This is a genomic window from Mycobacterium sp. C31M, from assembly GCF_053345865.1.
On record NZ_JBKFAX010000003.1, the window covers coordinates 25,989 to 49,711 of the forward strand.

25 protein-coding genes and 1 pseudogene are annotated in these 23,723 nt (G+C 67.9%); 9 read left to right on the forward strand and 17 right to left on the reverse strand.

Annotated features, from left to right (window positions below; genetic code table 11):
* Positions 1-83: 83 nt before the first annotated feature.
* From ACLBYA_RS05000 to ACLBYA_RS05020, 5 genes are all read right to left on the reverse strand, one after another.
* A complete protein-coding gene (locus tag ACLBYA_RS05000) occupies positions 84-647 on the reverse strand; it encodes an alpha/beta fold hydrolase (RefSeq protein ID WP_447708644.1) in 564 nt (187 codons plus the stop codon).
* A gap of 64 nt (positions 648-711) precedes the next feature.
* Positions 712-1,380: a hypothetical protein gene (locus ACLBYA_RS05005; protein ID WP_447708264.1), complete on the reverse strand. Its 669-nt coding sequence runs from the start codon at positions 1,378-1,380 to the stop codon at positions 712-714.
* Positions 1,377-2,870 (reverse strand): cobyric acid synthase, encoded by a 1,494-nt coding sequence (locus tag ACLBYA_RS05010; RefSeq protein WP_447708645.1) that lies wholly within the window; start codon positions 2,868-2,870, stop codon positions 1,377-1,379. Before ACLBYA_RS05010 ends, ACLBYA_RS05005 begins: the two co-directional genes overlap by 4 nt.
* Before the next feature lie 2 nt (positions 2,871-2,872).
* Positions 2,873-3,730: a type I methionyl aminopeptidase gene (map, locus tag ACLBYA_RS05015; protein ID WP_447708265.1), complete on the reverse strand. Its 858-nt coding sequence runs from the start codon at positions 3,728-3,730 to the stop codon at positions 2,873-2,875.
* Between the two features lie 5 nt (positions 3,731-3,735).
* Positions 3,736-4,329, reverse strand: coding sequence for an acyl-CoA-like ligand-binding transcription factor (locus tag ACLBYA_RS05020; protein WP_447708266.1), 594 nt, complete (start codon positions 4,327-4,329; stop codon positions 3,736-3,738).
* A 32-nt stretch (positions 4,330-4,361) separates the two neighbouring features.
* Here ACLBYA_RS05020 and ACLBYA_RS05025 point away from each other — a divergent pair, with 32 nt between their 5' ends.
* From ACLBYA_RS05025 to ACLBYA_RS05035, 3 genes are read left to right on the forward strand one after another with little or no spacing between them, the layout of a single operon-like run.
* The gene (locus tag ACLBYA_RS05025; RefSeq protein ID WP_447708267.1) at positions 4,362-5,423 is read left to right on the forward strand and encodes a DUF1214 domain-containing protein; all 1,062 of its coding nucleotides are present in this window, start codon (positions 4,362-4,364) and stop codon (positions 5,421-5,423) included.
* Entirely contained in the window at positions 5,420-6,595 is a 1,176-nt protein-coding gene (locus tag ACLBYA_RS05030) for a sulfotransferase family protein (RefSeq protein WP_447708268.1), read from the forward strand. The genes ACLBYA_RS05025 and ACLBYA_RS05030 overlap by 4 nt, the downstream gene beginning before the upstream one ends.
* Positions 6,596-6,651: 56 nt before the next feature.
* The gene (locus tag ACLBYA_RS05035) at positions 6,652-7,032 is read left to right on the forward strand and encodes a PaaI family thioesterase (RefSeq protein ID WP_447708269.1); all 381 of its coding nucleotides are present in this window, start codon (positions 6,652-6,654) and stop codon (positions 7,030-7,032) included.
* On the opposite strand, the gene ACLBYA_RS05040 is transcribed toward ACLBYA_RS05035, so the two are convergent.
* The 7 genes from ACLBYA_RS05040 to ACLBYA_RS05070 form a co-directional block, all read right to left on the reverse strand.
* Complete coding sequence (locus ACLBYA_RS05040) at positions 7,004-7,612, reverse strand: DUF1707 SHOCT-like domain-containing protein (protein ID WP_447708270.1); 609 nt, start codon at positions 7,610-7,612, stop codon at positions 7,004-7,006. The genes ACLBYA_RS05035 and ACLBYA_RS05040 overlap by 29 nt on opposite strands.
* A 12-nt stretch (positions 7,613-7,624) precedes the next feature.
* Positions 7,625-9,403 (reverse strand): penicillin-binding transpeptidase domain-containing protein, encoded by a 1,779-nt coding sequence (locus ACLBYA_RS05045; protein ID WP_447708646.1) that lies wholly within the window; start codon positions 9,401-9,403, stop codon positions 7,625-7,627.
* A gap of 187 nt (positions 9,404-9,590) precedes the next feature.
* Positions 9,591-10,445: a GNAT family N-acetyltransferase gene (locus ACLBYA_RS05050; protein ID WP_447708271.1), complete on the reverse strand. Its 855-nt coding sequence runs from the start codon at positions 10,443-10,445 to the stop codon at positions 9,591-9,593.
* Positions 10,446-10,502: 57 nt separating this feature from the next.
* A complete protein-coding gene (gene ispG, locus ACLBYA_RS05055) occupies positions 10,503-11,666 on the reverse strand; it encodes a flavodoxin-dependent (E)-4-hydroxy-3-methylbut-2-enyl-diphosphate synthase (RefSeq protein ID WP_447708272.1) in 1,164 nt (387 codons plus the stop codon).
* A 21-nt stretch (positions 11,667-11,687) separates the two neighbouring features.
* A complete protein-coding gene (locus ACLBYA_RS05060) occupies positions 11,688-12,923 on the reverse strand; it encodes a M50 family metallopeptidase (RefSeq protein ID WP_447708273.1) in 1,236 nt (411 codons plus the stop codon).
* Positions 12,920-14,074 (reverse strand): 1-deoxy-D-xylulose-5-phosphate reductoisomerase, encoded by a 1,155-nt coding sequence (gene dxr, locus ACLBYA_RS05065; RefSeq protein WP_447708274.1) that lies wholly within the window; start codon positions 14,072-14,074, stop codon positions 12,920-12,922. The genes ACLBYA_RS05060 and dxr overlap by 4 nt, the downstream gene beginning before the upstream one ends.
* A 144-nt stretch (positions 14,075-14,218) precedes the next feature.
* Positions 14,219-14,377: a hypothetical protein gene (locus ACLBYA_RS05070; RefSeq protein WP_447708674.1), complete on the reverse strand. Its 159-nt coding sequence runs from the start codon at positions 14,375-14,377 to the stop codon at positions 14,219-14,221.
* Between ACLBYA_RS05070 and ACLBYA_RS05075 the strand changes: the two genes are divergently transcribed.
* The 3 genes and pseudogenes from ACLBYA_RS05075 (at position 14,337) to ACLBYA_RS05085 (ending at position 16,751) form a co-directional block, all read left to right on the forward strand.
* Complete coding sequence (locus tag ACLBYA_RS05075) at positions 14,337-14,885, forward strand: fasciclin domain-containing protein (protein WP_447708647.1); 549 nt, start codon at positions 14,337-14,339, stop codon at positions 14,883-14,885. The two genes, ACLBYA_RS05070 and ACLBYA_RS05075, sit on opposite strands and share 41 nt — an antisense overlap.
* Positions 14,886-14,995: 110 nt before the next feature.
* Entirely contained in the window at positions 14,996-15,601 is a 606-nt protein-coding gene (locus ACLBYA_RS05080; RefSeq protein WP_447708275.1) for a fasciclin domain-containing protein, read from the forward strand.
* Positions 15,602-15,684: 83 nt separating this feature from the next.
* A pseudogene (locus ACLBYA_RS05085) lies at positions 15,685-16,751 on the forward strand (cytochrome c biogenesis protein CcdA).
* Between the two features lies 1 nt (position 16,752).
* Here the strand turns inward: ACLBYA_RS05085 and ACLBYA_RS05090 are convergent.
* The gene (locus ACLBYA_RS05090; protein WP_447708276.1) at positions 16,753-17,598 is read right to left on the reverse strand and encodes a TIGR03619 family F420-dependent LLM class oxidoreductase; all 846 of its coding nucleotides are present in this window, start codon (positions 17,596-17,598) and stop codon (positions 16,753-16,755) included.
* Between the two features lies 1 nt (position 17,599).
* Positions 17,600-19,078 carry an amino acid permease gene (locus tag ACLBYA_RS05095; RefSeq protein ID WP_447708277.1) on the reverse strand — a complete coding sequence of 493 codons (1,479 nt, stop codon included), beginning with the start codon at positions 19,076-19,078 and terminating at the stop codon, positions 17,600-17,602.
* Between the two features lie 111 nt (positions 19,079-19,189).
* On the opposite strand from ACLBYA_RS05095, the gene ACLBYA_RS05100 reads away from it, so the two are divergent.
* Complete coding sequence (locus ACLBYA_RS05100) at positions 19,190-19,444, forward strand: DUF2631 domain-containing protein (protein ID WP_447708278.1); 255 nt, start codon at positions 19,190-19,192, stop codon at positions 19,442-19,444.
* A gap of 63 nt (positions 19,445-19,507) precedes the next feature.
* On the opposite strand, the gene ACLBYA_RS05105 is transcribed toward ACLBYA_RS05100, so the two are convergent.
* The gene (locus tag ACLBYA_RS05105; protein ID WP_447708279.1) at positions 19,508-20,092 is read right to left on the reverse strand and encodes a hypothetical protein; all 585 of its coding nucleotides are present in this window, start codon (positions 20,090-20,092) and stop codon (positions 19,508-19,510) included.
* A gap of 95 nt (positions 20,093-20,187) precedes the next feature.
* On the opposite strand from ACLBYA_RS05105, the gene ACLBYA_RS05110 reads away from it, so the two are divergent.
* Positions 20,188-20,883 carry a DUF427 domain-containing protein gene (locus ACLBYA_RS05110; RefSeq protein ID WP_447708280.1) on the forward strand — a complete coding sequence of 232 codons (696 nt, stop codon included), beginning with the start codon at positions 20,188-20,190 and terminating at the stop codon, positions 20,881-20,883.
* A gap of 27 nt (positions 20,884-20,910) precedes the next feature.
* On the forward strand, positions 20,911-21,378 hold the full coding sequence (locus ACLBYA_RS05115; RefSeq protein WP_447708281.1) for an SRPBCC family protein: 468 nt from the start codon (positions 20,911-20,913) through the stop codon (positions 21,376-21,378).
* Here the strand turns inward: ACLBYA_RS05115 and ACLBYA_RS05120 are convergent.
* Both ACLBYA_RS05120 and ACLBYA_RS05125 read right to left on the reverse strand, forming a co-directional pair.
* Entirely contained in the window at positions 21,371-22,261 is an 891-nt protein-coding gene (locus ACLBYA_RS05120) for an alpha/beta hydrolase (RefSeq protein ID WP_447708282.1), read from the reverse strand. The two genes, ACLBYA_RS05115 and ACLBYA_RS05120, sit on opposite strands and share 8 nt — an antisense overlap.
* Positions 22,258-23,718, reverse strand: coding sequence for a flavin-containing monooxygenase (locus tag ACLBYA_RS05125; RefSeq protein ID WP_447708283.1), 1,461 nt, complete (start codon positions 23,716-23,718; stop codon positions 22,258-22,260). The genes ACLBYA_RS05120 and ACLBYA_RS05125 overlap by 4 nt, the downstream gene beginning before the upstream one ends.
* Positions 23,719-23,723 lie beyond the last annotated feature (5 nt).

Sequence of the window (23,723 nt, forward strand, 5' to 3'; positions counted from 1 at the left end):
GCTCCGGCACGGATCGGCGTTGACCCGGCCGTCACCTCTAAAGGTAGGCCATCAGACCAATGGAGCGCGAGTGGACCCGCAAGTCACCAGGTACTGGTGCGCATCACGATCTCGGCGGCCAGCTGCGCGGTCGACTCGCCCGCGTTGCGGCGGCCCAGTAGTTCGACCAGGCGGAACTCGCCGAAGACGAAGCGCTGGCTGGCCTTGGCGACCGCGGCCGCCTTTGCGGTGCTGACCAACACGGTGGTGGCGACCTCGACCGCCTTGCAGTTCTCGTCCCGGATGGCGCCGGCCTCGTCGGTGACCCGTGGGTGTCCGCGGTCGATCACCACCAGCCCGGTGAACCGGTCCAACCGGTTGGCGGCCAGCTCCCAGGCCACCTCGGCGCCGACGCGGTCGCCCACCAGGGTGCTCCACCGCACGTCGAGTTGATCCATGATGCCGATGACCGATTCCGCGGTCAGCTGCGGATTGTGGGCGATGACGACGGTGCGCAGCGAGGCCGTGTGCAACCGCTGACACACCGACTCATAAGCGGCCGGTGCCAATTGCGCGGAGCCGATCAGCACCACGACGCCAGCGTTCTCGGGGCCGGTGACCTCAACCGCAAACGGGCAACCGGCAACGGTGACCGTGGCGGGGGGCATCTCGGTCACGCTAGGTCATCCCTCGGCTCGGTGCAGGTGTTTTCGCCGGTCTGCACAACGGTGCTCATACCTGCTCCAGACGCTGCGCCTGTTTGCCAGTGGTCTCCAGAAAGGTCTGCGGCAGCGTCGCTTTGACCGGGATGCGTGGGTCCGGCGTGGGGAACGCGACCCCGAACACCGCCATCGAGCCCACGTTCTCGAACGAGAAGTACACGCTGCTGCGCACCCCACCCAGGTCCATCGTCTGCTCGTAGACCAGCGCGCCGTCGCGGTCGGTGTCCAACGCGACGGTGGTCATCGGGATGCCCGGCGCGTCGGGGGCGAAGAACGTCGAGAACTCGGCGCAACGTTCGGCGATCGCCTGCAAAGTGTCCATGTCCAACGTCCAACTCAACACGGTGATGAGCATGCGGGCACCGTCGTAGCCGACGACGTACTTGGCCGCGCTGCCCGGTCCACGTTCGGCGGTCGCCCCGATCGACTTGCTGAATCCCTCACTGCAATTGGGCGGACTGGACAGCATCGGCGGCGGGCCGCCGGCCCCGTCGGGAACACCCGGCGACTCGACGATGCGGTCGACCTGGACACCCTCGGGGAAATCGTCCGCGGTCAGCATCGCCTTCTCCAGGCGTGCACCGGGCCAGGTCGCCGATCCCGAAATGGCGCTGCTGCAAGCGGTCAGCACCACGAGGATGGCAGCCAGCACCGGCAGCAGCACAACCTTGCGCATCATCGCTCCAGGCTACCGACGGACGTGCTGATCACCGGTCGCGGCGGCGGACCCGACAGCAACGCCAGGATGGCATCGAGATCGGCGTGCGCGACCAGCGCGTCGGCCATGAGGTCCAACTGGGCGTCGCGCCGGGCGGTGACGCTGATATCGGTCGCGCCGACGAACCCGCTGCGCCCGGCGGCCGCGGCGACCTCGCTCAGCCATGCCCGTCGGACGCCGTCGTTGTCGAGCAGGCCGTGCCAGTGTGTGCCGTACACCGCGCCGCGGCGAAGGCCCACGCCCAGCCAGTCGGCCTCGGCATGAGAGGCCACCTGGCCATGATGGATCTCATAGCCGTACAGCGGAGATTCCCAGTGCCGCAACGTCTTCTCCGGAGCGAACACGATATCGGCGGCCAGCAGTCCCAGCCCGTCGACGGCGCCGGCCCGCGATTCCACCGGGTCGTCGATGGTGTGGCACAGCATCTGGAAACCACCGCACACGCCGAGCACCGCGCGCCCGGCCGAGGCGTGGGCCACCACCTGCTCGGCCACTCCCGTCTCGCGCAGCCAGGCCAGGTCGGCGACGGTGGCCTTGCTGCCCGGCAACAGCACCACGTCGGCGTCGGCGAGATCGGCCGGATCGGTGACCCAGCGCACCGCGACGCCCGGCTCACAGGCCAGCGCCTCCACATCGGTGGAGTTGGAGATTCGTGGCAGCCGTACCGCAGCGACCCGTAGCCAGTCCCGGCCCAGCGGCGGCAACGGCTGCCCCAGCGATCGACCGGCCTGCACCGACAGCGAGTCCTCGGTGTCCATCCAGAGGTCGTCGAGGTGCGGGATCACCCCGTAGGTGGGGCGGCCGGTGAGCTCGTGTAACTGGTTCAGCCCGGGCGCCAGCAGCGCCGGGTCACCGCGGAACTTGTTCACCAGGAACCCGCTGATCAGCCGCTGGTCTGCGGGCCCCAGTACGGCGACGGTGCCGAAAAGGTGGGCCAGCAGGCCACCACGGTCGATATCACCGACCACCAGGACCGGCAGGTCTGCCGCGACGGCCAGACCCATGTTGGACAGGTCGGTGGCGCGCAGGTTGATCTCAGCGGGCGAGCCGGCACCCTCACAGATGACGACATCGAATTCTTCTCGCAGCGACTGTAATTCGGCGTTGACGACGTCGGCGAGCTGGGTGCGCCGGGTGAAATAGTCGCCGGCGGCCATGGTGCCTGCGACCTGACCGCGCACCACCAGCTGCGAGGTGCGGTCGCTGCCGGGTTTGAGCAGCACCGGGTTGAAGCGCACGCTCGGGGCCAGCCCGCAGGCCCGGGCCTGCACGGCCTGCGCGCGGCCGATCTCGCCGCCCTCGACGGTGACGGCCGAATTGTTGCTCATGTTCTGCGCCTTGAACGGCGCGACCCGAATCCCCTTGCGCGCCAGCAATCGACACAGACCGGCGACCACCATGGACTTGCCGGCGTCGGAGGTGGTGCCGGCGACCAGCAGCGCGCCGCGCAGGCTCACGGCAGGGTCAGGATGTCGGCGCCCTCGTCGGTGACCACCAGGGTGTGCTCGAACTGCGCCGTCCATTTCAGGTCGCGGGTGGCCACCGTCCAGCCGTCGTCCCAGATCTCGTAGTCCAGGGCCCCGAGGTTGATCATCGGTTCGATGGTGAACGTCATACCCGGCTCCAGCACCGTGTCCACCGCGGGCTGGTCGTAGTGCAGCACCACCAGGCCGTTGTGGAAGGTCTCACCGATGCCATGCCCGGTGAAGTCACGAACCACGTTGTAGCCGAACCGATTCGCGTAGGCCTCGATGACCCGGCCGACGATCGAGAGCTGCCGGCCCGGCTTGACCGCCTTGATGGCGCGCATGGTCGCCTCGTGGGTGCGTTCGACGAGCAGCCGGTGCTCCTCGGACACGTCACCGGCCAGGAAGGTGGCGTTGGTGTCGCCGTGCACCCCGTCGATATAGGCGGTGACGTCGATGTTGACGATGTCCCCGTCCTGGATGACCGTCGAGTCCGGGATGCCGTGGCAGATGACCTCGTTGAGCGAGGTGCAGCAGGATTTCGGGAAACCCTTGTAGCCCAGCGTGGACGGGTAGGCACCGTGATCGACCATGTACTCGTGTGCCACCCGGTCGAGGTGGTCGGTGGTGACCCCGGGGGCGACGGCCTTGCCGGCCTCGGCCAGCGCCGCCGCGGCGATCTGTCCGGCCACCCGCATCTTCTCGATCACCTCGGGTGTCTGCACCCAGGGTTCGCTGCCCTCCTTGGCCGTGGGCTTCCAGGCGTACTCGGGTCGCTCGATCGACTTGGGCACCGGCAGCGTCGGTGACAGGTCGCCGGAGCGCAAGGGGGCACGAACAGACATGCCGGTCAGCCTACCGAGATTGCGCCCAGTGCCGTACGCACCCGCTGCGGAAGTGAGCCGCCGTGGGCCAGCCAGTCGTCCAGCGCGATCCGCACCGAGGCCATCGCCAACGCCCCGATCAGTCGTGGCCGGGGATCATCGGGGGCCAGATCGGTGAACCGCGGTGCCACCAGATCGGCGATGGCTCCCTCGTAACCGACGTAGATCTGCAGTGTCCAGGCGTTCAGCGTGGGTGATGACCGGGTCAGTGTCGCCAGGTCACGCACCTGCCCGCTGATGGCCTCGAATCCGTCGCCGAGATCGACGAAGGCCGCGACCACCGCATCGCGCGCCGACAGTTCGGGCGGTTGGGCCGCCACCGACGCGGTGATGACATCCAGCCAGTGCCGAGTCATGCCGTCGGCGACGGCGTCCTCCTTGGCGGCGAAGTACCGGAAGAACGTGGCCCGCCCGACCTGCGCCTCGGCCGCGATGCGTTCGACCGTGGTGGCGGCCAGGCCGTCCGCGGCGACCAGTGCCGCGGCGGCCGCGGCGATGCGGTAACGGGTGGCCTGCCGCTTGCGGATGTTCAACGGGATGGGTTCGGTCATTTCAGCCATGAGACTACGTCTCATTTGAGATTCTGTCTCGTATGACACAAGCGTGCGCACCGAAGTCCTGGGAAGCCTGGCAGTTCGTGCAGAAGATGCTCGGGGACATCACCGCGGTCGTGGCGGCCGACGCCCGTGACGAATACGAACTGCTCGACGGTCTGCGGGTGATCTCCCGGGTGACCGCGCTGTGTTCGGAACTGTCCGTGGAGGCCGATCCGGAACTGCCGTGGTTCATCGACATGTGCTCACCCACCCGCCTGGTCGGCGGACCCAACCCCGACGGCCGCTACCTGCTCGCGATGATCCGCGGTGACCGCAGCTACCGCATCACCGGAACGCGCGGCAGCAGCGCCTATCTGGGTCTGCAGGTGCTCGCCGGCACCGGGATGACGCCACGCCGGATGGCGGGCCATCTCAGCGATACCGATCTGCTGCTCGACGGCGAGACCTTCACGATCATGGTCTCGGCCACCCGACCGGACAACCTTGCCGGCGCGCAGTGGCTGCCCATCCCCGAGGATGCCGCCTCGATCGTGGTGCGCGAATACATCGGTGATGCCACCGCCGAACGACCGGCCGCCCTGCACATCGAGACACTCGACGCCGGGCCGCTGCAGCCACCCACCGACGCCGAGGTCGCCGACCAGTTCACCGCGATGGCGTGGACGTTGATGAAGCTGACCACACTGCACCGCACCATCAAGCCCGAACTGCTGCAGACGCCCAACACCCTGGTCACCGCCGCGGCTGCGGCGCTCGGTGCGGCCGACACCACCCCGGATAACCTGTACATGATCGGCAGCTTCGACCTCGACGAGCAGCAGAGCCTGGTGCTCGAATTCGTCCCACCCGCCACCCGCTACTGGAACGTCACCTGCGAGAACATCTGGCACGAGTGCATCGAACCGCGTCGCAGGCACAGCTCGGTGACCGACCGGGGCGTCGGCCCCGGCACCGACGGAAAGGTGCGAATCGCGATCGGCGCCAGGGATTGCGGTCACGGGCACTGGTTGGACACCGGCGGCCGACGGCGCGGCTTCGTGGTGTTGCGCTGGCTGGACAACCCGGCCGCACCCGAGGTCGAGGTGGCGGTCAGATGAACAGATTCGACTCCGACACCCTGATCACCGCGGCTTGCGAGGCGGCCGGCAGCGACGATTTCGGCGCACCGGACGGCTGGCGCAAGAACCTGGACCGGCTGTGCGACGACCTGGCCGGCCAGGCCCGGCTCAACGATCTCGGCGTGGAGATCGCGGTCATGGACATCGTCGGGCCGCTCACCCATCGACTGCGAATCACCCAGTGGCGCAAAGAGAACCCCGCGGTGGCCACGACGCCGGTGACACGGCCCATCTTCATCGTCGGCCAGCCGCGTACCGGCACCACCATCCTGTTCGACCTGCTGGCCCAGGACCCGGCACTGCGCCCCCCGCTCACCTGGGAGGTAGACGCCCCGTGGCCGCTGCCCCGACCGGACACCTACGCCACCGATCAGCGCATCGCGGCCATCCAGGCCAGTATCGAGATGTCCGAACTGCTGGTGCCGGGCCTGCTGGCCCATCATCCGATGGGCGCACTGGTCGGCCAGGAGTGCGTTCGCATGACGGCCGCGCAGTTCTGCAGCATGATCTTCTCGGTGCAATACCGACTGCCCGCCTACTACCGCTGGCTGTTACACGATGCCGACCACCGCGACGCCTACCGTTACCACCGAATCTTCCTGCAGCACTTGCAGTCCGGGGTTCCCGGCGGCCCCTGCCAATGGTTGCTGAAATCGCCGGCCCACCTGTGGCAGTTGGACGCACTGGTCGCCGAGTATCCCGACGCGGTGATCGTGCAGACCCACCGCGATCCGCTCAACGTGATCTCCTCGATCACGGCGCTGACCCACCATCTGCGCCGGCTTGCCTCCGACCACAGCGATATCACCGAGTGTGCCCAGCAGTCCCGCGAGGAGATCCTCACCGGCCTGCGCCGCTCGATGGCGGTACGCGATTCCGGGGTGCTGGCACCCGGGCAGATCATCGATGTGCAGTTCGCCGATTTCATCCGCGATCCGTTCGCGACCATCGGCACGCTGTATGCGGCATTGGGACGCGAACTGACACCGGAGGCCGAGCACCGGATGCGGGCATATCTGGCCGCTCATCCCGGCGACGGCGGCGGGGCCCGCTACACCTGGGCGGCCACCGGCCTGGATGCCGACGAACTGCGCGCCGAGGTGACCGGCTACCAGGACCGGTTCGGCGTCCCGACCGAGGCGCTGCGCTGATCGGCAGCACTGAGAGCAACCCTCTCCATCTGCGGTAATGGTGTTACCGTGCAGGGATGACCGAGACCGTGCACCTGCTGCGACTGCTGGACTATCGCGAGGTGTCCTCGACCCCGGACCGACTGGTGCTCGAGATGGACAACCGCCCGGACCTGGCCAATGTCCGCGGTGCCCTGCAGGGCGGGCTGGTGGCCACCCTGATCGACATCGCCGCGGGAATGCTGGCCGGAACTGCCTCCGGTGTCGGCTACGACGTGACGACCGCGGATCTCAACATCCATTACCTGGCGCCGATCATGGGCACCGCCCGCGCCGAGGCGACGGTGGTGCGGGCCGGCAAGCGCCTGATCGTGGTGGCCGTCGACGTCACCGACACCACCCGCAACCGGTTGGCGGCCCGGGCCACCCTCACTTTCGCGGTGCTCGAACCCCGTTGATCGGCCGCAACAGCAGCGGTTTCCAGGTCCGGCGCGGGCCGCGGATGTCCACCGACCCGCACACCACCCGGCCGGTGAGCACGACGTGCGGAGTGCCCTCGGCGGGCGCGTCCCGGCGGTGATCGTTGGCACTGCCGACCGCGACCTCGACATCGTCGATCGAGGCGCTCGCCCCGTCGGGCAACCGCAGGTCCAGGCCGCCGAATTTGAGGTCGAGTTCCACCACCACGATCGGTCCGGCGAATTTGGCCCGGGTCAGGTCCAGGTCCACCGAACCCATCCGCCGGTGCAGCGCCAGCCGGGTCGGCACAATCCATTCGCCGTGCCGCTTCAGCGATCCCATCACCCCGCGCAACTCGACCCGGTCGGCGGCCGAGGTGACGATGGCGCCGGGGCCGGGTAGGTCGCCGACCAAGGCCTCCAGATCGCTGTGCAGCCGGGCCGCGGACACCAGTGCCGAGCGTTCCTCGAACTCACCGATATCGATCAGCCCGAGCGCCACCGCGTTGTGCAACCGGCGCAGCGTGCCATTGCGGTCGGCATCCGAGACGCGCAGTGGCGTGAGGTCGTCGTTGTTCATCCCATGACAAGATTAGGCCAGATAGTCCGGGGGCAGGCCGTTGAGCATGTCCCGGCACATCCGCACCGCGTACTCCGAGCTACCGCCTCCGACGATCAGCGCCGCGAAGGCCATGTCACCGCGGTAGCCGGTGAACCAGGCGTGCGAACCACCGTTGAACTCGGCCTCACCGGTCTTACCGCGCACATCCCCCAGGCCGTTGAGGTCCTTGGCCGTGCCGTTGGTCACCACCAGTCGCATCATCGGGCGCAGGCCGTCGATGATCTCCGGGCTCAGCGGCCCACCGACCTCACCGGTCACCTCGGTCTGGCGGCCCTCGATCAGATGTGGCACCGGGGTCTTGCCTGCGGCCACCGTGGCGGCCACCAGCGCCATGCCGAACGGGCTGGCCAGCACCTTGCCCTGGCCGAAACCGTCCTCGGTGCGTTCGGCCAGATCGACCGTCGGCGGTACCGACCCGGTGACCGTGGGCACCCCGTCGACGATGAAATCCGGTCCCAGCCCGTAATCGGCGGCGGCGGTGGTCAACCCGCGCGGCGGCATCACACTGGCCAGTTCGGCGAAGGTGGTGTTGCAGGAGTTCGCGAACGCCCGCGACAGCGGCACGGTGCCCAGGTCGAAGGCGTTGTAGTTGGTCACCGTGCGGTGACCGATATCGAGCGTGCCGGGGCAGCCGAGCAGTGTGTTCGGGGTCGCCATATCCCGCTCCATCGCGGCCGCGGCGGTGACGATCTTGAACGTCGACCCCGGCGGGTAGAGCCCCATCGTGGCGGTCGGACCGTCGGCATCGGCGGCGGCGTTCTGCGCCACGGCCAGGATCTCGCCCGTCGACGGTTTGATCGCCACGATCATCGCCTTCTTGCCGACCATGTTGACCGCATCCTGCGCGGAATTCTGGACCGCCCGGTCCAGACTGATGGTCACCGACGGGGCCGGTGTGCCCGACTCCTCGTTGAGCACGGCGACGTCGACACCGTTCTGGTTGACGCTGACCACCCGCCAGCCGGGTTCACCGGCCAGGTCGTTGCTGACCGCCTTCTTGACCTCCTGCACGATAGCGGGCGCGAATTTCTCGTCGGTGGGCAGCATTTCGGGCTGCGGGGTGGCCACCACCCCGGGGCGGTTGCCGATCGCGGCGAACACCCGGTCGTGGTCGGTCTTGCGCAGGGTGATCAGGCTCAGCGGACTGGTCCGCGAGCTGGCCTCCTCGGCGAGCCGCTGCGCGTCCAGGGTCCCGTCGAAGGGCCGCAGCGCGTCGACGACGGCCCGGGCGGTCGGCATCAGCTCGGCGCCGGCGGCGCGGGCGTCCAACGCGTAGTGGTAAAGGAAGCCGGGCACCAGCACATCGCTGCCGGAGCGTTCATTGACCGAGGCCCGTCGCGGCGGGTCGGCCCGCAGCGCCAGCGTCTGGTTCTCCCCCAGGCCCGGGTGCAGGCCGGTGGCCGTCCAGCGCACCTGCCACTGCCCCTCGTTACGGACCATGTCGAGTTCACCGTCGTAGGTCCAGGTCCGTTCCTTGGGCAGGTGCCAGGTGTAGCGGAAGCTGACGGTGCCGGTGTCCAGGGTGTACTTCGAGCCGGTGATCTGGGTGTCGAGCCGGTTTGCCTGCAGGCCCGCCCAGGCCTCGTTGAGACCGGCCTGCGCGGAGTCGGGCTTGTCGGCCCACTCCGCCGCGGCGGCGGTGTTCCCGGTCGACAGTGCCGCGAAGAACTGTGCGGCAACGGGTTCGGGGCCGTCGGGCTTCGGTGTGCAGGCGCTCAGGGCGCCGACAACCGCTGCGACGGTCAGCATCGCGGCCAGCCGCGAGCGCCGTGTTGCTGATGAGGTAATCGATGCCATTGGGACCGATGTTATGAGTGTGACGAGCGTGATTGTCGGAGGCGCACCGAGACGGAAATGTGACCGCGCCGAAATTGACCTTTTGGTGACGCCGTCCTGGCAGTTCCTCGCCCGATTGTTCGTTTGGGCGGAAAGTCGCTCAGTCCAGCAGGATGGTGGCGAAGGTGCCGACCTGGGTGAAGCCGATCTTGGCGTAGGTCGCCCGGGCCACCTCGTTGAAACCGTTGACGTACAGGCTCGCGATGCGCCCACCGCGCAGCACCGCGGCCGATACGGCGGCCGTGCCCGCCGCTCCGAGACCACGCCCGCGCCACGCCGGGTGCACCCAGACACCCTGTATCTGGCCGACGGTCGGCGACTGCGACCCGACCTCGGCCTTGAACACGACCTCGCCGTGTTCGAAACGCGCCCAGGCCCGGCCGGCGGCGATCAGACCGGCTACCCGTCGGCGGTAGCTGCGGCCACCGTCACCCAGGCGTGGGTCGATGCCGACTTCACCGATGAACATCTCGATGGCCGCCACCAGATAGGCGTCCAACTCCTCCATCCGCACCTGCCGCACTGCCGGGTCGACCGCACAGGCAGGCGGAACCGACAACGCCATCAACGGTTGGTCATCGCGGACATCGCGGGCCGGACCCCAGCCCGATTCCAGGTGCCGCCACAGCGGCAGGACCAGCTCGGCGCGCCCGACCAGCGACGAACACCGACGCGGCGCGGCGAGCGCCTTGGCCGCGAACGCCGCCATGTCGTCGAGGTCACCGCGCAGCGGGATCAGGTTGGCCCCGGCGTAACACAGCGACCGGTCCGGGTGCCGGCGCGTCCACAGCTCACCACCGATGGCATTGGGGTCCACCCCGAAGTCCTGCACCCGGCACGCCACCATGCACGAGGCCACCGGATCGGCGTCAAGGACCGACCGCACCTGTTCGAGATCGCGAACCACCGACACCCGTCGGTCTGCGGTGACGCGGGATAGCGGTGGAGCCGACATTCTTGACTCTTTCTGGGGGCCGGCCGATCGGGGTGGCCCCGCTCACAGGGCCGGAATTCAGCTTACGGTCACAACCGGCGGACCGGAGGGGCTTCCGGCGTCGGCCGCCCCAGTCTCTTCGGCGATGCGCATTGCCTCTTCGATCAGGGTTTCCACGATCTGCGCCTCGGGCACCGTCTTGACGACCTCACCCTTGACGAAGATCTGCCCCTTGCCGTTGCCGGAGGCCACCCCCAGGTCGGCCTCGCGGGCCTCGCCGGGGCCGTTCACCACGCAGCCCATCACCGCGACCCGCAGCGGCACATCGAGGCCGTCCAGACCGGCCGACACCTCGTTGGCCAGCGTGTAGACGTCCACCTGGGCACGCCCGCAGGACGGGCAGGACACGATCTCCAGCCCGCGCGGGCGCAGGTTCAGCGATTCCAGGATCTGGGTGCCGACCTTGATCTCCTCGGCCGGCGGCGCCGACAGTGACACCCGGATGGTGTCCCCGATACCGCGGCTCAGCAACGCGCCGAAGGCCACCGCCGATTTGATGGTGCCCTGGAATGCCGGCCCGGCCTCGGTGACGCCGAGGTGCAACGGGTAGTCGCACTGGGCGGCCAGTTGCTCGTAGGCCTCGACCATGATGACCGGATCGTTGTGCTTGACGCTGATCTTGATGTCACCGAAACCGTGCTCCTCGAACAGCGAGGCCTCCCACAGCGCGGACTCGACCAGCGCCTCCGGGGTGGCCTTGCCGTACTTCTCCAGCATGCGCTTGTCCAGCGATCCGGCGTTGACCCCGATGCGGATCGGAATGCCCGCCGCCCCAGCCGCTTTCGCGACCTCCTTGACCCGGCCGTCGAACTCCTTGATATTGCCCGGGTTGACGCGCACCGCAGCACAGCCGGCGTCGATCGCGGCGAAGATGTACTTGGGCTGGAAGTGGATATCGGCGATCACCGGGATGTTCGCCTTCTTGGCGATGATCGGCAGGGCGTCGGCATCCTCCTGGCGGGGGCAGGCCACCCGGACGATGTCACAGCCCGACGCGGTCAGCTCGGCGATCTGCTGCAGCGTCGAGTTGATGTCATGGGTCTTGGTGGTGCACATGGACTGCACCGAGATCGGCGACTCGCTGCCCACACCGACATCGCCCACCTTGAGCTGGCGGGTCGTGCGGCGCGGCGCGAGCACCGGTGGCGGCGGGGCCGGCATGCCGAGGCCGATGGAGGTCATCTTGGGCAGCTCCTAATGGATCTACTGGAAGAGTCTGATGGGGTTGACGAAGTCGGCGGTGACCGTCAACAGCATGTATCCGGCGACGACCGCCAGCACGACATAGGTGGCGGGCATCAGTTTGAGGTAGTTGACCGGCTCGCCGGCGACTTTGCCGCGGGCTGCACGCATCATATTGCGTAGCTTCTCGTAGACGGCGATCGCGATGTGTCCGCCGTCGAAGGGCAGCAGCGGGATCAGGTTGATCGCGCCGAGCACGAAGTTCAGCTGGGCCAGGAAGAACCAGAACGCCACCCACAGCCCGGCGTCGACGGTGTCCCCGCCGATGATCGAGGCGCCCACCACCGAGATCGGGGTCTCCGGGTCACGCTCGCCGCCGCCGATCGCGTCGACCAGCGCGCCGATCTTGGTGGGGATCTTGGCCAGCGCCTTGGCCAGCTCCACGGCCAGGTCGCCGGTGAAGGCGAAGGTGGCCGGGATGGCCGAGAGCGGGTTGTACTGGGTCGGGCCCGGGGGCAGTGCCGCACTGACACCGATTGCCCCGACGGTCTCCGGGGTCTGCGCGTCGCTGGAGGTGAAGCGCTGGGTCTGCGCGACGTCGATGACGGTGTACAGGCGCTGCCCGTCGCGTTCGTAGACCACCTGCACGGGTCCGTCGAGCCTGCGGATCTCGGCGGCCATATCGGCGAAGGTGGCGACGTCGGTCTCGCCGACCTTGACGATGGTGTCCCCCGGCGCGATCCCGGCCAGCGCGGCGGGACCGGGTCCCGGCTGCGGGCACGGCCCGTACGGGTCCTCGCCTCCCTTGGCGACCTGCGGTGCCACACAGGCGGTTTCGCCGACGATGGCGGTGGTCGGCGGGTGCAGGTTGGGCAGGCCCCAGACGATGGCGATGCCGTAGATGAGGACCAGACCGATGATGAAGTTCATGGCCGGGCCGGCGAACAGCACCGCGACGCGCTTCCACACCTTCTGCCGGTACATCGCGTACGGCCGGTCCTCGGGCGCGATCTCGTCGACGGCGGTCATCCCGGCGATATCGCAGAACCCGCCGAGTGGCACCGCCTTGACGCCGTACTCGGTGCTGCCGAGCTTGTTGGGCCGCCGCGTCGACCACAGTGTCGGGCCGAAGCCGACGAAGTAGCGCCGCACCTTCATCCCGGTGGCGCGGGCCACCCACATGTGGCCGCATTCGTGCAGGGCCACCGAGGCGAGGATGGCCAGTGCGAAGAGCACGATGCCGATCGTGAACATCATCGGCTTCCCACTACCTCCCGGTTGATTGCGCTGCCGGCCCGATCACGGGCCCAGTCCTGCGCTTCGAGTATCTCCTCCACGGTAGCTGGTTGCGCCGCCCACTGATCTGCGGCGTGCAGCACATCGGCAACGGTTCGGACAATCGCCGGGAAACGGATGCGGCCCGCCAGGAACGCCTCCGCGGCCTCCTCGTTGGCGGCGTTGTACACCGCGGTCAGGCTGCCGCCGCGCTTGCCGGCCTCCCGGGCCAGGTCGACGGCCCCGAACACGGTGTTGTCCAGCGGTTCGAACGTCCAGGTCGACGCCGTGGTCCAGTCGCAGGCAGCGGCCGCACCCGGCACCCGGGCCGGCCAGCCCAGAGCCAGCGCGATGGGCAGTTTCATATCGGGCGGGCTGGCCTGGGCCAGCGTCGAGCCGTCGGTGAACGTCACCATCGAGTGCACGATCGACTGGGGGTGCACGACGACCTCGATGCGGTCGTAGTCGACACCGAACAGCAGATGCGTCTCGATCAGTTCCAGACCCTTGTTGACCAGCGTCGCCGAGTTCAGCGTGTTCATCGGGCCCATCGACCAGGTGGGATGCGCCCCGGCCTGCTCGGGGGTGACATCCTCCAGGGCGGCGGCACTCCAGCCGCGGAACGGGCCGCCGGAGGCGGTCAGTACCAGGCTGGCGACCTCATCGGCGGTGCCACCGCGCAGACACTGGGCCAGCGCGGAGTGTTCGGAGTCCACGGGCACGATCTGGCCGGGCGCGGCGGCGGCCAGGGCCAGCGGACCACCAGCGACCAGCGACTCCTTGTTGGCCAGCGCCAGGCAGGCCCCGCTGTGCAGGGCGGCCAGGGTGGGCTTGAGGCCCAGCGCGCCCACGAGCGCGTTGAGCACGACGTCGGCCTCGGTGTTCTGCACCAGCTGGGTGGCCGCGTCCGGGCCGCGGTAGCGGGCCTCGATGGTGGCCGCCGGGTCGGCGACCGCGACCTCGGTGACACCGGTCTCGGCGGCCTGGCGGGCCAGCAGGTCGGCGTTGCCACCACCGGCGGCCAGCCCGACCACCTCGAAGCGGTCCGGATTGGCGGCGATCACCTCAAGTGCCTGGGTGCCGATCGAGCCGGTGCTTCCCAGGATCAGCACGCGCTGACGGTCAGAACTCACCCGACCATTGTGCCCCGCTGACGGGACCAATTCCGGCAAGCACCCATCCGGGCCCGCAACCGCACCGAATAAGGGATGTAGGGCGAAACGGGCTGGCACCGGTCGGCCCGCCAACAAGGAAGTTGAGCTCATGCCTGTAACCCATCATCGGATTGCGTTCGCCGGGATCGCCGCGGTGGCCGCACTGGGCCTGTCTGCCTGTTCGGGCGGCAGCGAGTCCGTGGAAAGCAGTGCCAGTGAGGCCAGTTCGTCGATCACATCGATGACCTCGTCGATGGCGGCACCGGAAACCAGCACCAGCATGGCGGCACCGGCGGGCAATCTGATCGGTTCAGGCTGCGCCGCCTACGCCGAGCAGAATCCGGAGGGCCCAGGCTCGGTCACCGGTATGGCCGCCGATCCGGTGACCGTGGCCGCCTCCAACAACCCCATGCTCAAGACCTTGACCCAGGCGCTCTCGGGCCAGCTCAACCCCGATGTGAACCTGGTGGACACCCTCAACGGCGGTGAGTTCACCGTCTTCGCGCCGACCGATGATGCGTTCGCCAAGATCGATCCGGCGACACTGGAGACGCTGAAGACCGATTCGGCGCTGCTCACCAGCATCCTCACCTACCACGTGGTGCCGGGTCAGGCGAGCCCCGATCAGGTGGCCGGTGAGCACACCACCGTGCAGGGCGCCCCGGTGACCGTCACCGGCGCCGGTAACGACCTGATGGTCGGCGAGGCCGGCCTGGTGTGCGGCGGCGTGCAGACCGCCAACGCCACCGTCTACATGATCGACACGGTGCTGATGCCGCCGGCGGCCTAGTTCGCAACTGGACCGGCGAGACAGCCCGTTCCCCCGACCGGGCTGTCTCGCCCTCACTTACGAAACGCACAACGGTACGAAAACGAAACGATACGAAAAGGAATGACTCGGTGACTCTCACCCTGAACACCCGCAAGCTCGTCGGCGCCGCTTGTACCGCGGCGGCCGCATCCGGTCTGCTGTTCGCCTCGGCCGGCGTGGCGCAGGCCGAGGCCGTCGGCCCCGGCTGCGCCGCCTATGCCGCCCAGAATCCGGAGGGCCCGGCCTCGATCACCGGCATGTCGATGGACCCGGTGGCCGTCGCGGCATCTAACAACCCGATGCTGAAGACGTTGACCCAGGCGGTTTCCGGTCAGCTCAATCCGAACGTCAACCTGGTCGACACGCTCAACAGCGCGCCGTCGCTGACGGTGTTCGCGCCCACCGACGAGGCCTTCGCGAAGATCGACCCGGCGACACTGGAGACGCTGAAGACGGATTCGGCGTTGCTCACCAGCATCCTGACCTACCACGTGGTCGAGGGGCAGGCCGGCCCCGAACAGGTTGTCGGAATGCACAAGACAATGCAGGGCGCCGAGGTGAACGTCACCGCCCCGAACATGGCGATGCCTGCCGAACTGAAGGTCAATGACACCACCAACGTAGTGTGCGGTGGCGTGCAGACCGCCAACGCGACGGTCTACCTGGTGGACACGGTGTTGATGCCCCCGATGTGATCGTTGTAGTCGAATTCAGCCCGGCCGGCTACACCGGCCGGGCTGATTCACATCTAAAAGCATTGCAGTGACGAATAACTCATATGACAACGCTGATCGTGATCGGAATCCTCGGGGGCTTGATCACCGGGATCTCGCCGTGCATCCTGCCGGAGCTGCCGGTGATCTTCTTCTCCGGAACAGGCGATCAAAAGGGTCGGCCCTACCTCGTGATCACCGGCCTGGTGCTGAGTTTCAGCCTCGTCACTCTCGTCGGGTCGGCACTGTTGGCCTGGGCGAACCTGCCGCAGGACACCATCCGCTGGGTGGCCCTGGTGGCCCTGGTGGCGATCGGTCTCGGATTGATCTTCCCCGGCGTGGAAGCGTGGGTGGAGAAACCGTTCTCCCGGCTACCGCAACGCCAGTTCGGTTCCGGTGAGAGCGGTTTCGGATTGGGCCTGGCCTTGGGTGTGCTCTACGTGCCGTGCGCGGGACCGGTTCTGGCCGCCATCGTGGTCGCCGGCGCGACCGGCACCATCGGCGCCGACATCGTCGCCCTGACGCTGGCCTTCGCCGTCGGCGCCGCGCTGCCGCTGCTGTTCTTTGCGCTCGCCGGGCGCCGGATGGCCGAACGGGTCGCCGCCTTCCGGAGGAGGCCAATGTCGTCAGCGGCGCCGAGGATCTCGGTATCACCTATCCGGTGGCGATGGACAACAACTTCTCCACCTGGACCAACTACCGCAACCGTTATTGGCCCGCCCACTACCTGATCGACAAACAGGGTGTGGTCCGGCACATCAAGTTCGGCGAAGGCGACTACGCCACCACCGAAAAGCTGATCCGCCAACTCATTTCCGACGGCGACGACAGCGCGCTACCGGCCGGCGGACAGCTTCGCCCTTCGCGGGACGTGGGCCCTGGACCACCAGGGCATCACCGCACAGGCGGCCGACGCCGCGATCCGGCTGAACTACCACGCCCGCAACGTCTATCTTGTCGTCGGCGGCACCGGCACCGTGCGGATCACCCGCGACGGCGTCACCCGCGAACTGCCGGTCAGCGGACCGCCCAACATGTGCGCACGATCGCCGCCGACGACAGCGACGGGGCGGGCACCGTCGAGGCGTCCCTCGACCCGGGATTGCGGGCGTATTCGCTCACCTACGGCTGAGTCACCGGAACTGCGTGATGATCTTGTCGGCGAACCGCATGGTGGCGTCGCGGTGATCCTCGGCGATCGCCCAGGGAGCACAGAGCACCGCGGTGATCCCGGCCTCCTCGGCGCGGCGGTACAGGTCCACCGACGGCGGGTCCAGCAGCGCCACCAGGACCTCGAACGGTTCGTCGCTGCGGCCGTATTCGCGGCGCAGCTCGGTCAACCGTTGGACGTATGGAAGGGCACCGTCGAGGGTGTAGACGGTGCCGACCCAGCCGTCGCCGAGGCGCGCGGCCCGGCGCAGTGCGGCCTCGGACTCGCCGCCGCACAGGATGGGCACCGGGCCCGGCGGATGCGGTTCGAGCATCATCTCCGGGACCCGGTAGTGCTCGCCTTGCCAGGACACCCAGCCGCCCTGCCACAGCGCGCGCAGCGCCGGGATCATCTCGTCGAGTCGCTTGCCGCGGGTGCCGAAGTCCTGCCCCATCAGCTCGAATTCCTCGCGCATCCAACCGGCCCCGACACCGAGGGAGACCCGGCCTCCGGAGATCTCGGCGGCGGTCGCGACCACCTTGGCGACCTCGACCAGTGGGCGTGACGGGGCCACGTAGACCGCGTTGGAGAACCGCAGTCGTTCGGTCAGCGCCGCCATCGCGCCGATCATCACCCACGAGTCGGGCCACGCGGTTTCCGGTGCCCAGCCGGGTTTCCCGCTCTCCGACGGGTACCGGGAGGTCAGCTCGCGCGGGTAGATCATGTGGTCGGCGCAGATCACCCCGTCGAAGCCGGCTTCGTCCAGGATCTGCGCGAGCGCCAACGCCTTGTCGGTCGCCATGAACGGCGTACCGCTCCAGAACTGCACGTCAGATCTTTTCGTCCAACGCCTGTCGCTGCCCGAGCAGCGAATGCCTGCGGCCGTACAGGAAGTAGACCAGCACCCCGAGCGCCATCCAGGCGATGAACCGGATCCAGGTCAGCGCCGTGAGATTCAGCATCAGCCACAGGCAGGCGACGATCGAGGCGATGGGCAGCAACGGAACCCAGGGCACCCGGAACCCGCGCTTGAGGTCCGGCCGGGTACGGCGCAACACGATGACACCGGCCGAGACGAGTACGAAGGCGAACAGCGTGCCGACATTGACCATCTCCTCCAGCCGGTTCACCGGGAACAGCGAGGCCGCCAGCGCGACGAGCACCGCGACGATCACGGTGATGTGGACCGGGGTGCCGCGGGTACCGGTGCGGGCCAGCGACCGCGGCAGCAGGCCGTCCCGTGACATCGCGAACAGCACCCGCGACAGCCCCAGCATCAGCACCATCACCACGGTGGTCAGGCCGGCCAGCGCGCCGATCGAGATGACCTTGGCCGCCCAGCCCACCCCGTTGAGCTCGAAGGCGGTCGCCAGGTTCGGGTGTCCCTCCCCGGCCGCCTGCATGTCCAGGTACGAGGCCATGCCGGAGAGCACCACCGCGACCGCGACGTAGAGCACCGTCACGATGGCCAACGAGGCGAGGATGCCCTTGGCGACATCGCGCTGCGGATCCTTGGTCTCCTCGGCGGTGGTGGCGACCACGTCGAATCCGATGAACGCGAAGAACACGATCGAGGCACCCGCCAGCAGACCGTAGATGCCGTAGTGGCTGCCGGCCGCACCGGTCAGCAGCGAGAACAGCGACTGGTCCACCCCGGAACCGCCGGCCTCCCCGGATTCGGCGGGCGGGATGAACGGGGTGTAGTTGGCCGCCTTGATGTAGAACGCGCCGACGATCACCACCAGCAGCACCACCGACACCTTGATAGCGGTGATGACGAGGCTGAAATGGGAGGACAGTTTGGTGCCCAGCGCCAGCAGCGTCGCGACCGTGATGACGATCAGCAGGGCACCCCAGTCAAAGTCGAGTGGTCCCACCTCGATGACACCGCCGGAGAACCCGAACACCGTGCCCAGATAACTCGACCAGCCCTTGGCGACCACGGCGGCGCCGACAGCGAACTCCAGGATCAGGTCCCACCCGATGATCCAGGCGACGAACTCGCCGAACGTGGCGTAGGAGAACGTGTAGGCGCTGCCGGCCACCGGCACCGTGGAGGCGAACTCGGCGTAGCACAGCGCGGCCAGCCCGCAGGTGACCGCGGCCAGGAGGAACGACACCGAGATGGCCGGCCCGGTGATGTTGGCCGCAGTCGAGGCGGTGACGGTGAAGATGCCCGCGCCGACGACCACCGAGACGCCGAAGACCGTCAGGTCCCACCATGTCAGGTCCTTGCGCAGCCGGGTGCCCGGTTCGTCGGTGTCGGCAATCGACTGCTCCACAGATTTCCTGCGCAAACGTTCAGTCACGCTGGCAACGTACCCACAACCGGGTGTTTCGCACGCCCCATCGGGCGTAATCGTGGCCGTGTGCCAGAATGGGCGCATTCATTCGGGTTTCACCGAACGTGAGGAGAACGTGTGTCCGGCACCGAGGTCGAGCGTCACAACGGCGTCGATGTAGAAGATGTGCCTTCGGCAGCCTGGGGCTGGTCGGTGGAGAACCCGCGGGTGCTGCACATCATCGGCATCTTCAGCGCGATCTTCCTGGTGACCATGACGCACGGCAACCACGTCGGCCGCGTCGAGGACATCTTCCTGATCCTCTTCGCGGTGGTGCTCCTCGGCATCGTGGCGCGCGACTGGATCGCCCGCAGCCGCGGCTGGTACCGATAAAAGACCCTCTTCTTCACGAGAACGCCCCGGAGCTTCGGCTCCGGGGCGTTCTTGTCGTAGTCGTCAGCGCACGGCCACCAGGTCGGGTCCGTCCGCGGGATACCAGAGCGCGCAGCTGTGGAACTGCTCGGTCGCCGCGACTCGGTCCGGAACTCCGGCCGCGGCCAGGGCATGCGATTTGAAGGCCCGGGCGGCCGGGCTGAGCCGGAACTGCACCCGATCGACCCGGTAGCCGATGTCGGCGGCGCCGCCCTCACCCCACATGGTCACCTCCGCGGATCCTTGCTTGAGCGCCCGGGTGACGTGGCGCTGCACCTCGGCGTCGACACCGAAAGCCCGTGCCGAAACGGCCAGCGCGGCGGGGTCGGTCGGTAGTTCGCGGGCGTGCCGGCCCGCGTGGGCGGTGCGTACGCCGAGGATGTCCAGTGGACGGGCATCGCTGCCCGCGGGCACCACGACGTTGACCTTCCAACCGGCGCGGACCCGGTCATAGAGCCAGCCGCCGGCTCCGCTGACGACGTCGAGGACATCGTCGGCGACGACGGTCAGGTCGTAGGTCAGCAGCGCTGTCGCCGACGCGCGGACTCCGACACCGCGTCGGTCACCGAAGACAGTGCGCTCGTCATGACGCATCGATTGGGCTTTCACGCTGGCTGTCTCCTTCGCGAAACGACAGTGGGCGGGGCCGCCGGAGCGACCCCATCAGCGTGACATTTATTCGACAATCTGTAAAGCTCTTGGCTGTGACTCTCTACGCCGGCCGTGGCCCGTTCAGCCGGGATCCCGCCGGCGTCTTCTTCCCCGCCATCCCCGGCGAGCTGGTGTTCATCGAGCCCCATCCGCGACGTGTCCAGGCCATTGTCAACGGACACAACGTGATCGACACCGAATCCGCGTTGCTGGTACATCGCCGCGATCAACCGTTGAGCTACGCGTTCCCGGCCACCGAGGTCTCCGGTCTACCGACCGAACCGGTACCCGAACGGCCCGGCTATGTGCGGGTGCCGTGGGAGGCCGCCGACGGCTGGGTCGAAGAGGGGCGCCGCCTCGTGCACTACCCACCCAACCCGTACCACCGGGTGGACTGCCTGCCGACCGGGCGCGGGCTGCGGGTCAGCGTGGGCGGCACCGTGCTGGTCGACACCGCCGACACGGTGATCGTCTTCGAGACCGCGCTGGCGCCGCGCCTGTATGTCGACCCGCAGCTGGTCCGCACCGACCTGCTGCAGCGCAGTGCCACCACGAGCTACTGCAACTACAAGGGCCATGCGGAGTACTGGTCGGCGGTCATCGATGGGCAGGCCATCACCGACATCGCCTGGAGCTATCCGAACCCGCGACCGGAATCCACTGCCGTTCAAGGCTTCCTGAGCTTCGACGAAACACGGGTCGACATGATCGCCGAGCTGCCGGCCGGTGGCCCGGGTCGCGGTTGCTGACCTCCTCCCACCCAGAAAGGCACCCCGTTGGGCATCGTCACCACCAGTTCCGAGACCGCATTCGCCCAAACTGCGGAGCAGATCTACGATTTTGTCACCAATCCGGTCAACTGGGCCAAGACCTATCCCGGCGCACCGCGTATCACCGGGGTCGGCGACACGCTGCCGCTGCAGGTCGGTGACACCTGGCAGGAGGCCCACCCCACCGAGGACCGGGTGTTCACCTGGCAGCTCGCGGTCGCCACCCGGCCACGGATGTGGGTGTTCAGTTCGGTGGGCACCCTCGGGGCCGACTACCAGGGCAACGGCGGGTTCGAGGGTCGGATGACGATCGAATACCATTTCAGTGCACCGGATCCCGGCGTCACGCTGTTCAAGCGGACGATGACCATCGAGGCCTATCGGGAAGCGCCGATGGGTGACGGGTTCTTCCGGATCGTCAACCCGTCACATATCGACGCCTACCACGCGGCGGTGGCGCGCGAACTCAGCTGAGTGCGCGGCGCAGCGCCGCGCCCTGGGCGTCGAACAACTGCGTGCTGACCTCCCAGCCGGGCACCAGCGAGTCGAAACCGTGGCAGGTGCCCGGGACGACATGCAACTCGGTGGCGACACCGGCCCACATCAGCCGCAACGCGTAGTCGACGGCCTCGTCACGCAACGGATCTAGCTCCGAACAACTGATGAAGGCCGGTGCCAGCCCGGTCAGGTCAGAGGCGCGGGCCGGCACCGCGCCGTTCGGGGGCTGCTCCCCCGCCAGGTAGTACCGCCACATCAACTCCGTTGCCGGGCCGTCGAATCCGGGCGTGCTGTCGAACTCCTGCTTCGACGGTGTCAGCCCGTCGTCGAGCACGGGTTGGTGCAGGAGCTGATAGACGATGAGCGGTGCCTGCCCGGCGGCCGCACACTGTGCCAGTCCCGCGGCCAGCGCACCCCCGGCGCTGTTACCCGCCACCACCAATGGCTGCCCCTTGTAGGTTTCGGCGGCCCAGCCCAGGACGGTGAGCGCATCGTCGAGGCCGGCCGGATACGGATGTTCGGGCGCCAGCCGGTAGTCGACGCTGATGACCGTGACCTGTGCCCGGCGGGCCAGCTCGACGCATTGCAGGTGATCGGTGTCCAGATTGCCCAGCACAAAGGCCCCGCCGTGGCAGTACACCACCACGCCGGCCTGCCCACCGGCATAGATCCGTAACGGAACGTGTTTGCCCACTGAGGTTTCCGAGATTTGCACCCCGGAACTGTCAACGGTGGCCGCCGACTCGCGGCGGCGCACGTTCAGTCCCTCGCGTACCGCAGGCAGCAGTTCGGCGGAAAGATCTGTCCGTGCGTCCAGCAGATGTCGCAGTGCCGGGGCCAGCCGATCGTGGATCGTCATGGCCGGTCGAAGGTGTACGGGCCGGGACGGAATCGGCGGGTCATCTGCCAGAACGCTCGGGCGCTGCGCGGCCACTGCGTGACCACCCGGCCATTGGCCGCTCGGAAGTAACTGTTACAGCGGGTCAGCCAGACGGTGCCCTGCATCCAGCCGTCGATGCGCGTCAGATACTCGGACATGGCCTCCGGGCGCACGGCCACATAGGTTTTGCGGCGCCGACGCAGATGCCGCAGGGCCCGCACGATGTAGTGCGCCTGCGCCTCCAGGACGAAGATGACACTGTTGGACCCGACGTTGGTGTTGGGTCCGTACAGCATGAAGAAGTTCGGGAACCCGGGTACCGCCATGCCGAGGTAGGCGTAGGCGCCGTCGCTCCAGGTATCGCGCAGGGTGACACCGTTCTCGCCGGTGACCTCGATCTGCCCGAGGTAGTCGGCGGCGGCATAGCCGGTGGCACACACCACGACGTCGACGTCGAGTTCGCGCCCGTCCGCGGTGACCAGGGCATCGGCCGTCAACGACCGGGCCGGGCTGTCGACGACCTCGACATTGGACCGTGTCAGGGTCGGCACAAAATCAGAGGAGAACACCAGCCGTTTGCAGCCCAGCGGATGGTCCGGGGTGAGCCTCTTGCGCAGGTCCTCGTCCTTGACCGACGCCTCGAGCATGTTCAGCGCCAAGGCCTTGAACTGCTGGGTCTTGTCGCTGCCGTCCTCGATCACCGAGATGTTCGATTCGCTGCGCAGCCAAAGCCGGGTGCGGTAGATCTTCTTGGCCAGCGGGACGTGGGCGAACATCCAGCGCTCACGTTCGGTGTATCCGCGGTTGGGTTTGGGCAGGATCCAGGTCGGTGACCGCTGCACCGAGTAGACCTTGTCGGCGACCTTGGCCAGCTCCGGAACCACCTGCGAGGCAGTTGATCCGGTACCCAGCACGGCAATCCGCGACCCTTCCAACGGCACCGAGTGATCCCACTGCGCGGTGTGCATCACGGTGCCGCCGAACTGGTTGCGGTCGCCCAGGTCCGGCATCAGCGGCTGGGTGAACAGCCCGACCGCCGACACCACGATGTCGAAGGTGTGCCGGTCACCGCTGCCGGTGGTCAGCGTCCAGTTGGCCGCTTCGGCGTTCCAGTGTGCCGCGGTGATCTCGGTATTCAGCCGCAGGTGAGGTTGCAGGCGATGCCGGCGGGCCGAGTCCTCGAAATAGGCCAGGATCTCGCGCTGGCCGGACCACAGCCGTGACCATTGCGCATTGAGATCGAACGAGAACGAGTACAGGTGTGATTTCACATCGCAGGCCAGGCCCGGATAGGTGTTGATACGCCAGGTTCCCCCGACCCCGTCCTCCCGATCGAAGATGGTGAAATCGCGGAAACCTGCCTTGCGTAGAAAGATTCCCAGCGCCAGGCCACCCGGACCGGCACCGATGATCCCCACGGACGATGTTGTGGTCATGCTGC

Excerpts from the sequence above, each read along its gene's own strand:
- ACLBYA_RS05000 (WP_447708644.1), bottom strand. The coding sequence starts at position 647 with ATGCCCCCCGCCACGGTCACCGTTGCCGGTTGCCCGTTTGCGGTTGAG.
- ACLBYA_RS05005 (WP_447708264.1), bottom strand. The coding sequence starts at position 1,380 with ATGATGCGCAAGGTTGTGCTGCTGCCGGTGCTGGCTGCCATCCTCGTG.
- map (WP_447708265.1), bottom strand. The coding sequence starts at position 3,730 with ATGTCTGTTCGTGCCCCCTTGCGCTCCGGCGACCTGTCACCGACGCTG.
- ACLBYA_RS05020 (WP_447708266.1), bottom strand. The coding sequence starts at position 4,329 with ATGGCTGAAATGACCGAACCCATCCCGTTGAACATCCGCAAGCGGCAG.
- ACLBYA_RS05025 (WP_447708267.1), top strand. The coding sequence starts at position 4,362 with ATGACACAAGCGTGCGCACCGAAGTCCTGGGAAGCCTGGCAGTTCGTG.
- ACLBYA_RS05030 (WP_447708268.1), top strand. The coding sequence starts at position 5,420 with ATGAACAGATTCGACTCCGACACCCTGATCACCGCGGCTTGCGAGGCG.
- ACLBYA_RS05035 (WP_447708269.1), top strand. The coding sequence starts at position 6,652 with ATGACCGAGACCGTGCACCTGCTGCGACTGCTGGACTATCGCGAGGTG.
- ACLBYA_RS05040 (WP_447708270.1), bottom strand. The coding sequence starts at position 7,612 with ATGAACAACGACGACCTCACGCCACTGCGCGTCTCGGATGCCGACCGC.
- ACLBYA_RS05045 (WP_447708646.1), bottom strand. The coding sequence starts at position 9,403 with ATGCTGACCGTCGCAGCGGTTGTCGGCGCCCTGAGCGCCTGCACACCG.
- ACLBYA_RS05050 (WP_447708271.1), bottom strand. The coding sequence starts at position 10,445 with ATGTCGGCTCCACCGCTATCCCGCGTCACCGCAGACCGACGGGTGTCG.
- ispG (WP_447708272.1), bottom strand. The coding sequence starts at position 11,666 with ATGACCTCCATCGGCCTCGGCATGCCGGCCCCGCCGCCACCGGTGCTC.
- ACLBYA_RS05060 (WP_447708273.1), bottom strand. The coding sequence starts at position 12,923 with ATGATGTTCACGATCGGCATCGTGCTCTTCGCACTGGCCATCCTCGCC.
- ACLBYA_RS05075 (WP_447708647.1), top strand. The coding sequence starts at position 14,337 with ATGACCTCGTCGATGGCGGCACCGGAAACCAGCACCAGCATGGCGGCA.
- ACLBYA_RS05070 (WP_447708674.1), bottom strand. The coding sequence starts at position 14,377 with ATGCTGGTGCTGGTTTCCGGTGCCGCCATCGACGAGGTCATCGATGTG.
- ACLBYA_RS05120 (WP_447708282.1), bottom strand. The coding sequence starts at position 22,261 with ATGACGATCCACGATCGGCTGGCCCCGGCACTGCGACATCTGCTGGAC.
- ACLBYA_RS05125 (WP_447708283.1), bottom strand. The coding sequence starts at position 23,718 with ATGACCACAACATCGTCCGTGGGGATCATCGGTGCCGGTCCGGGTGGC.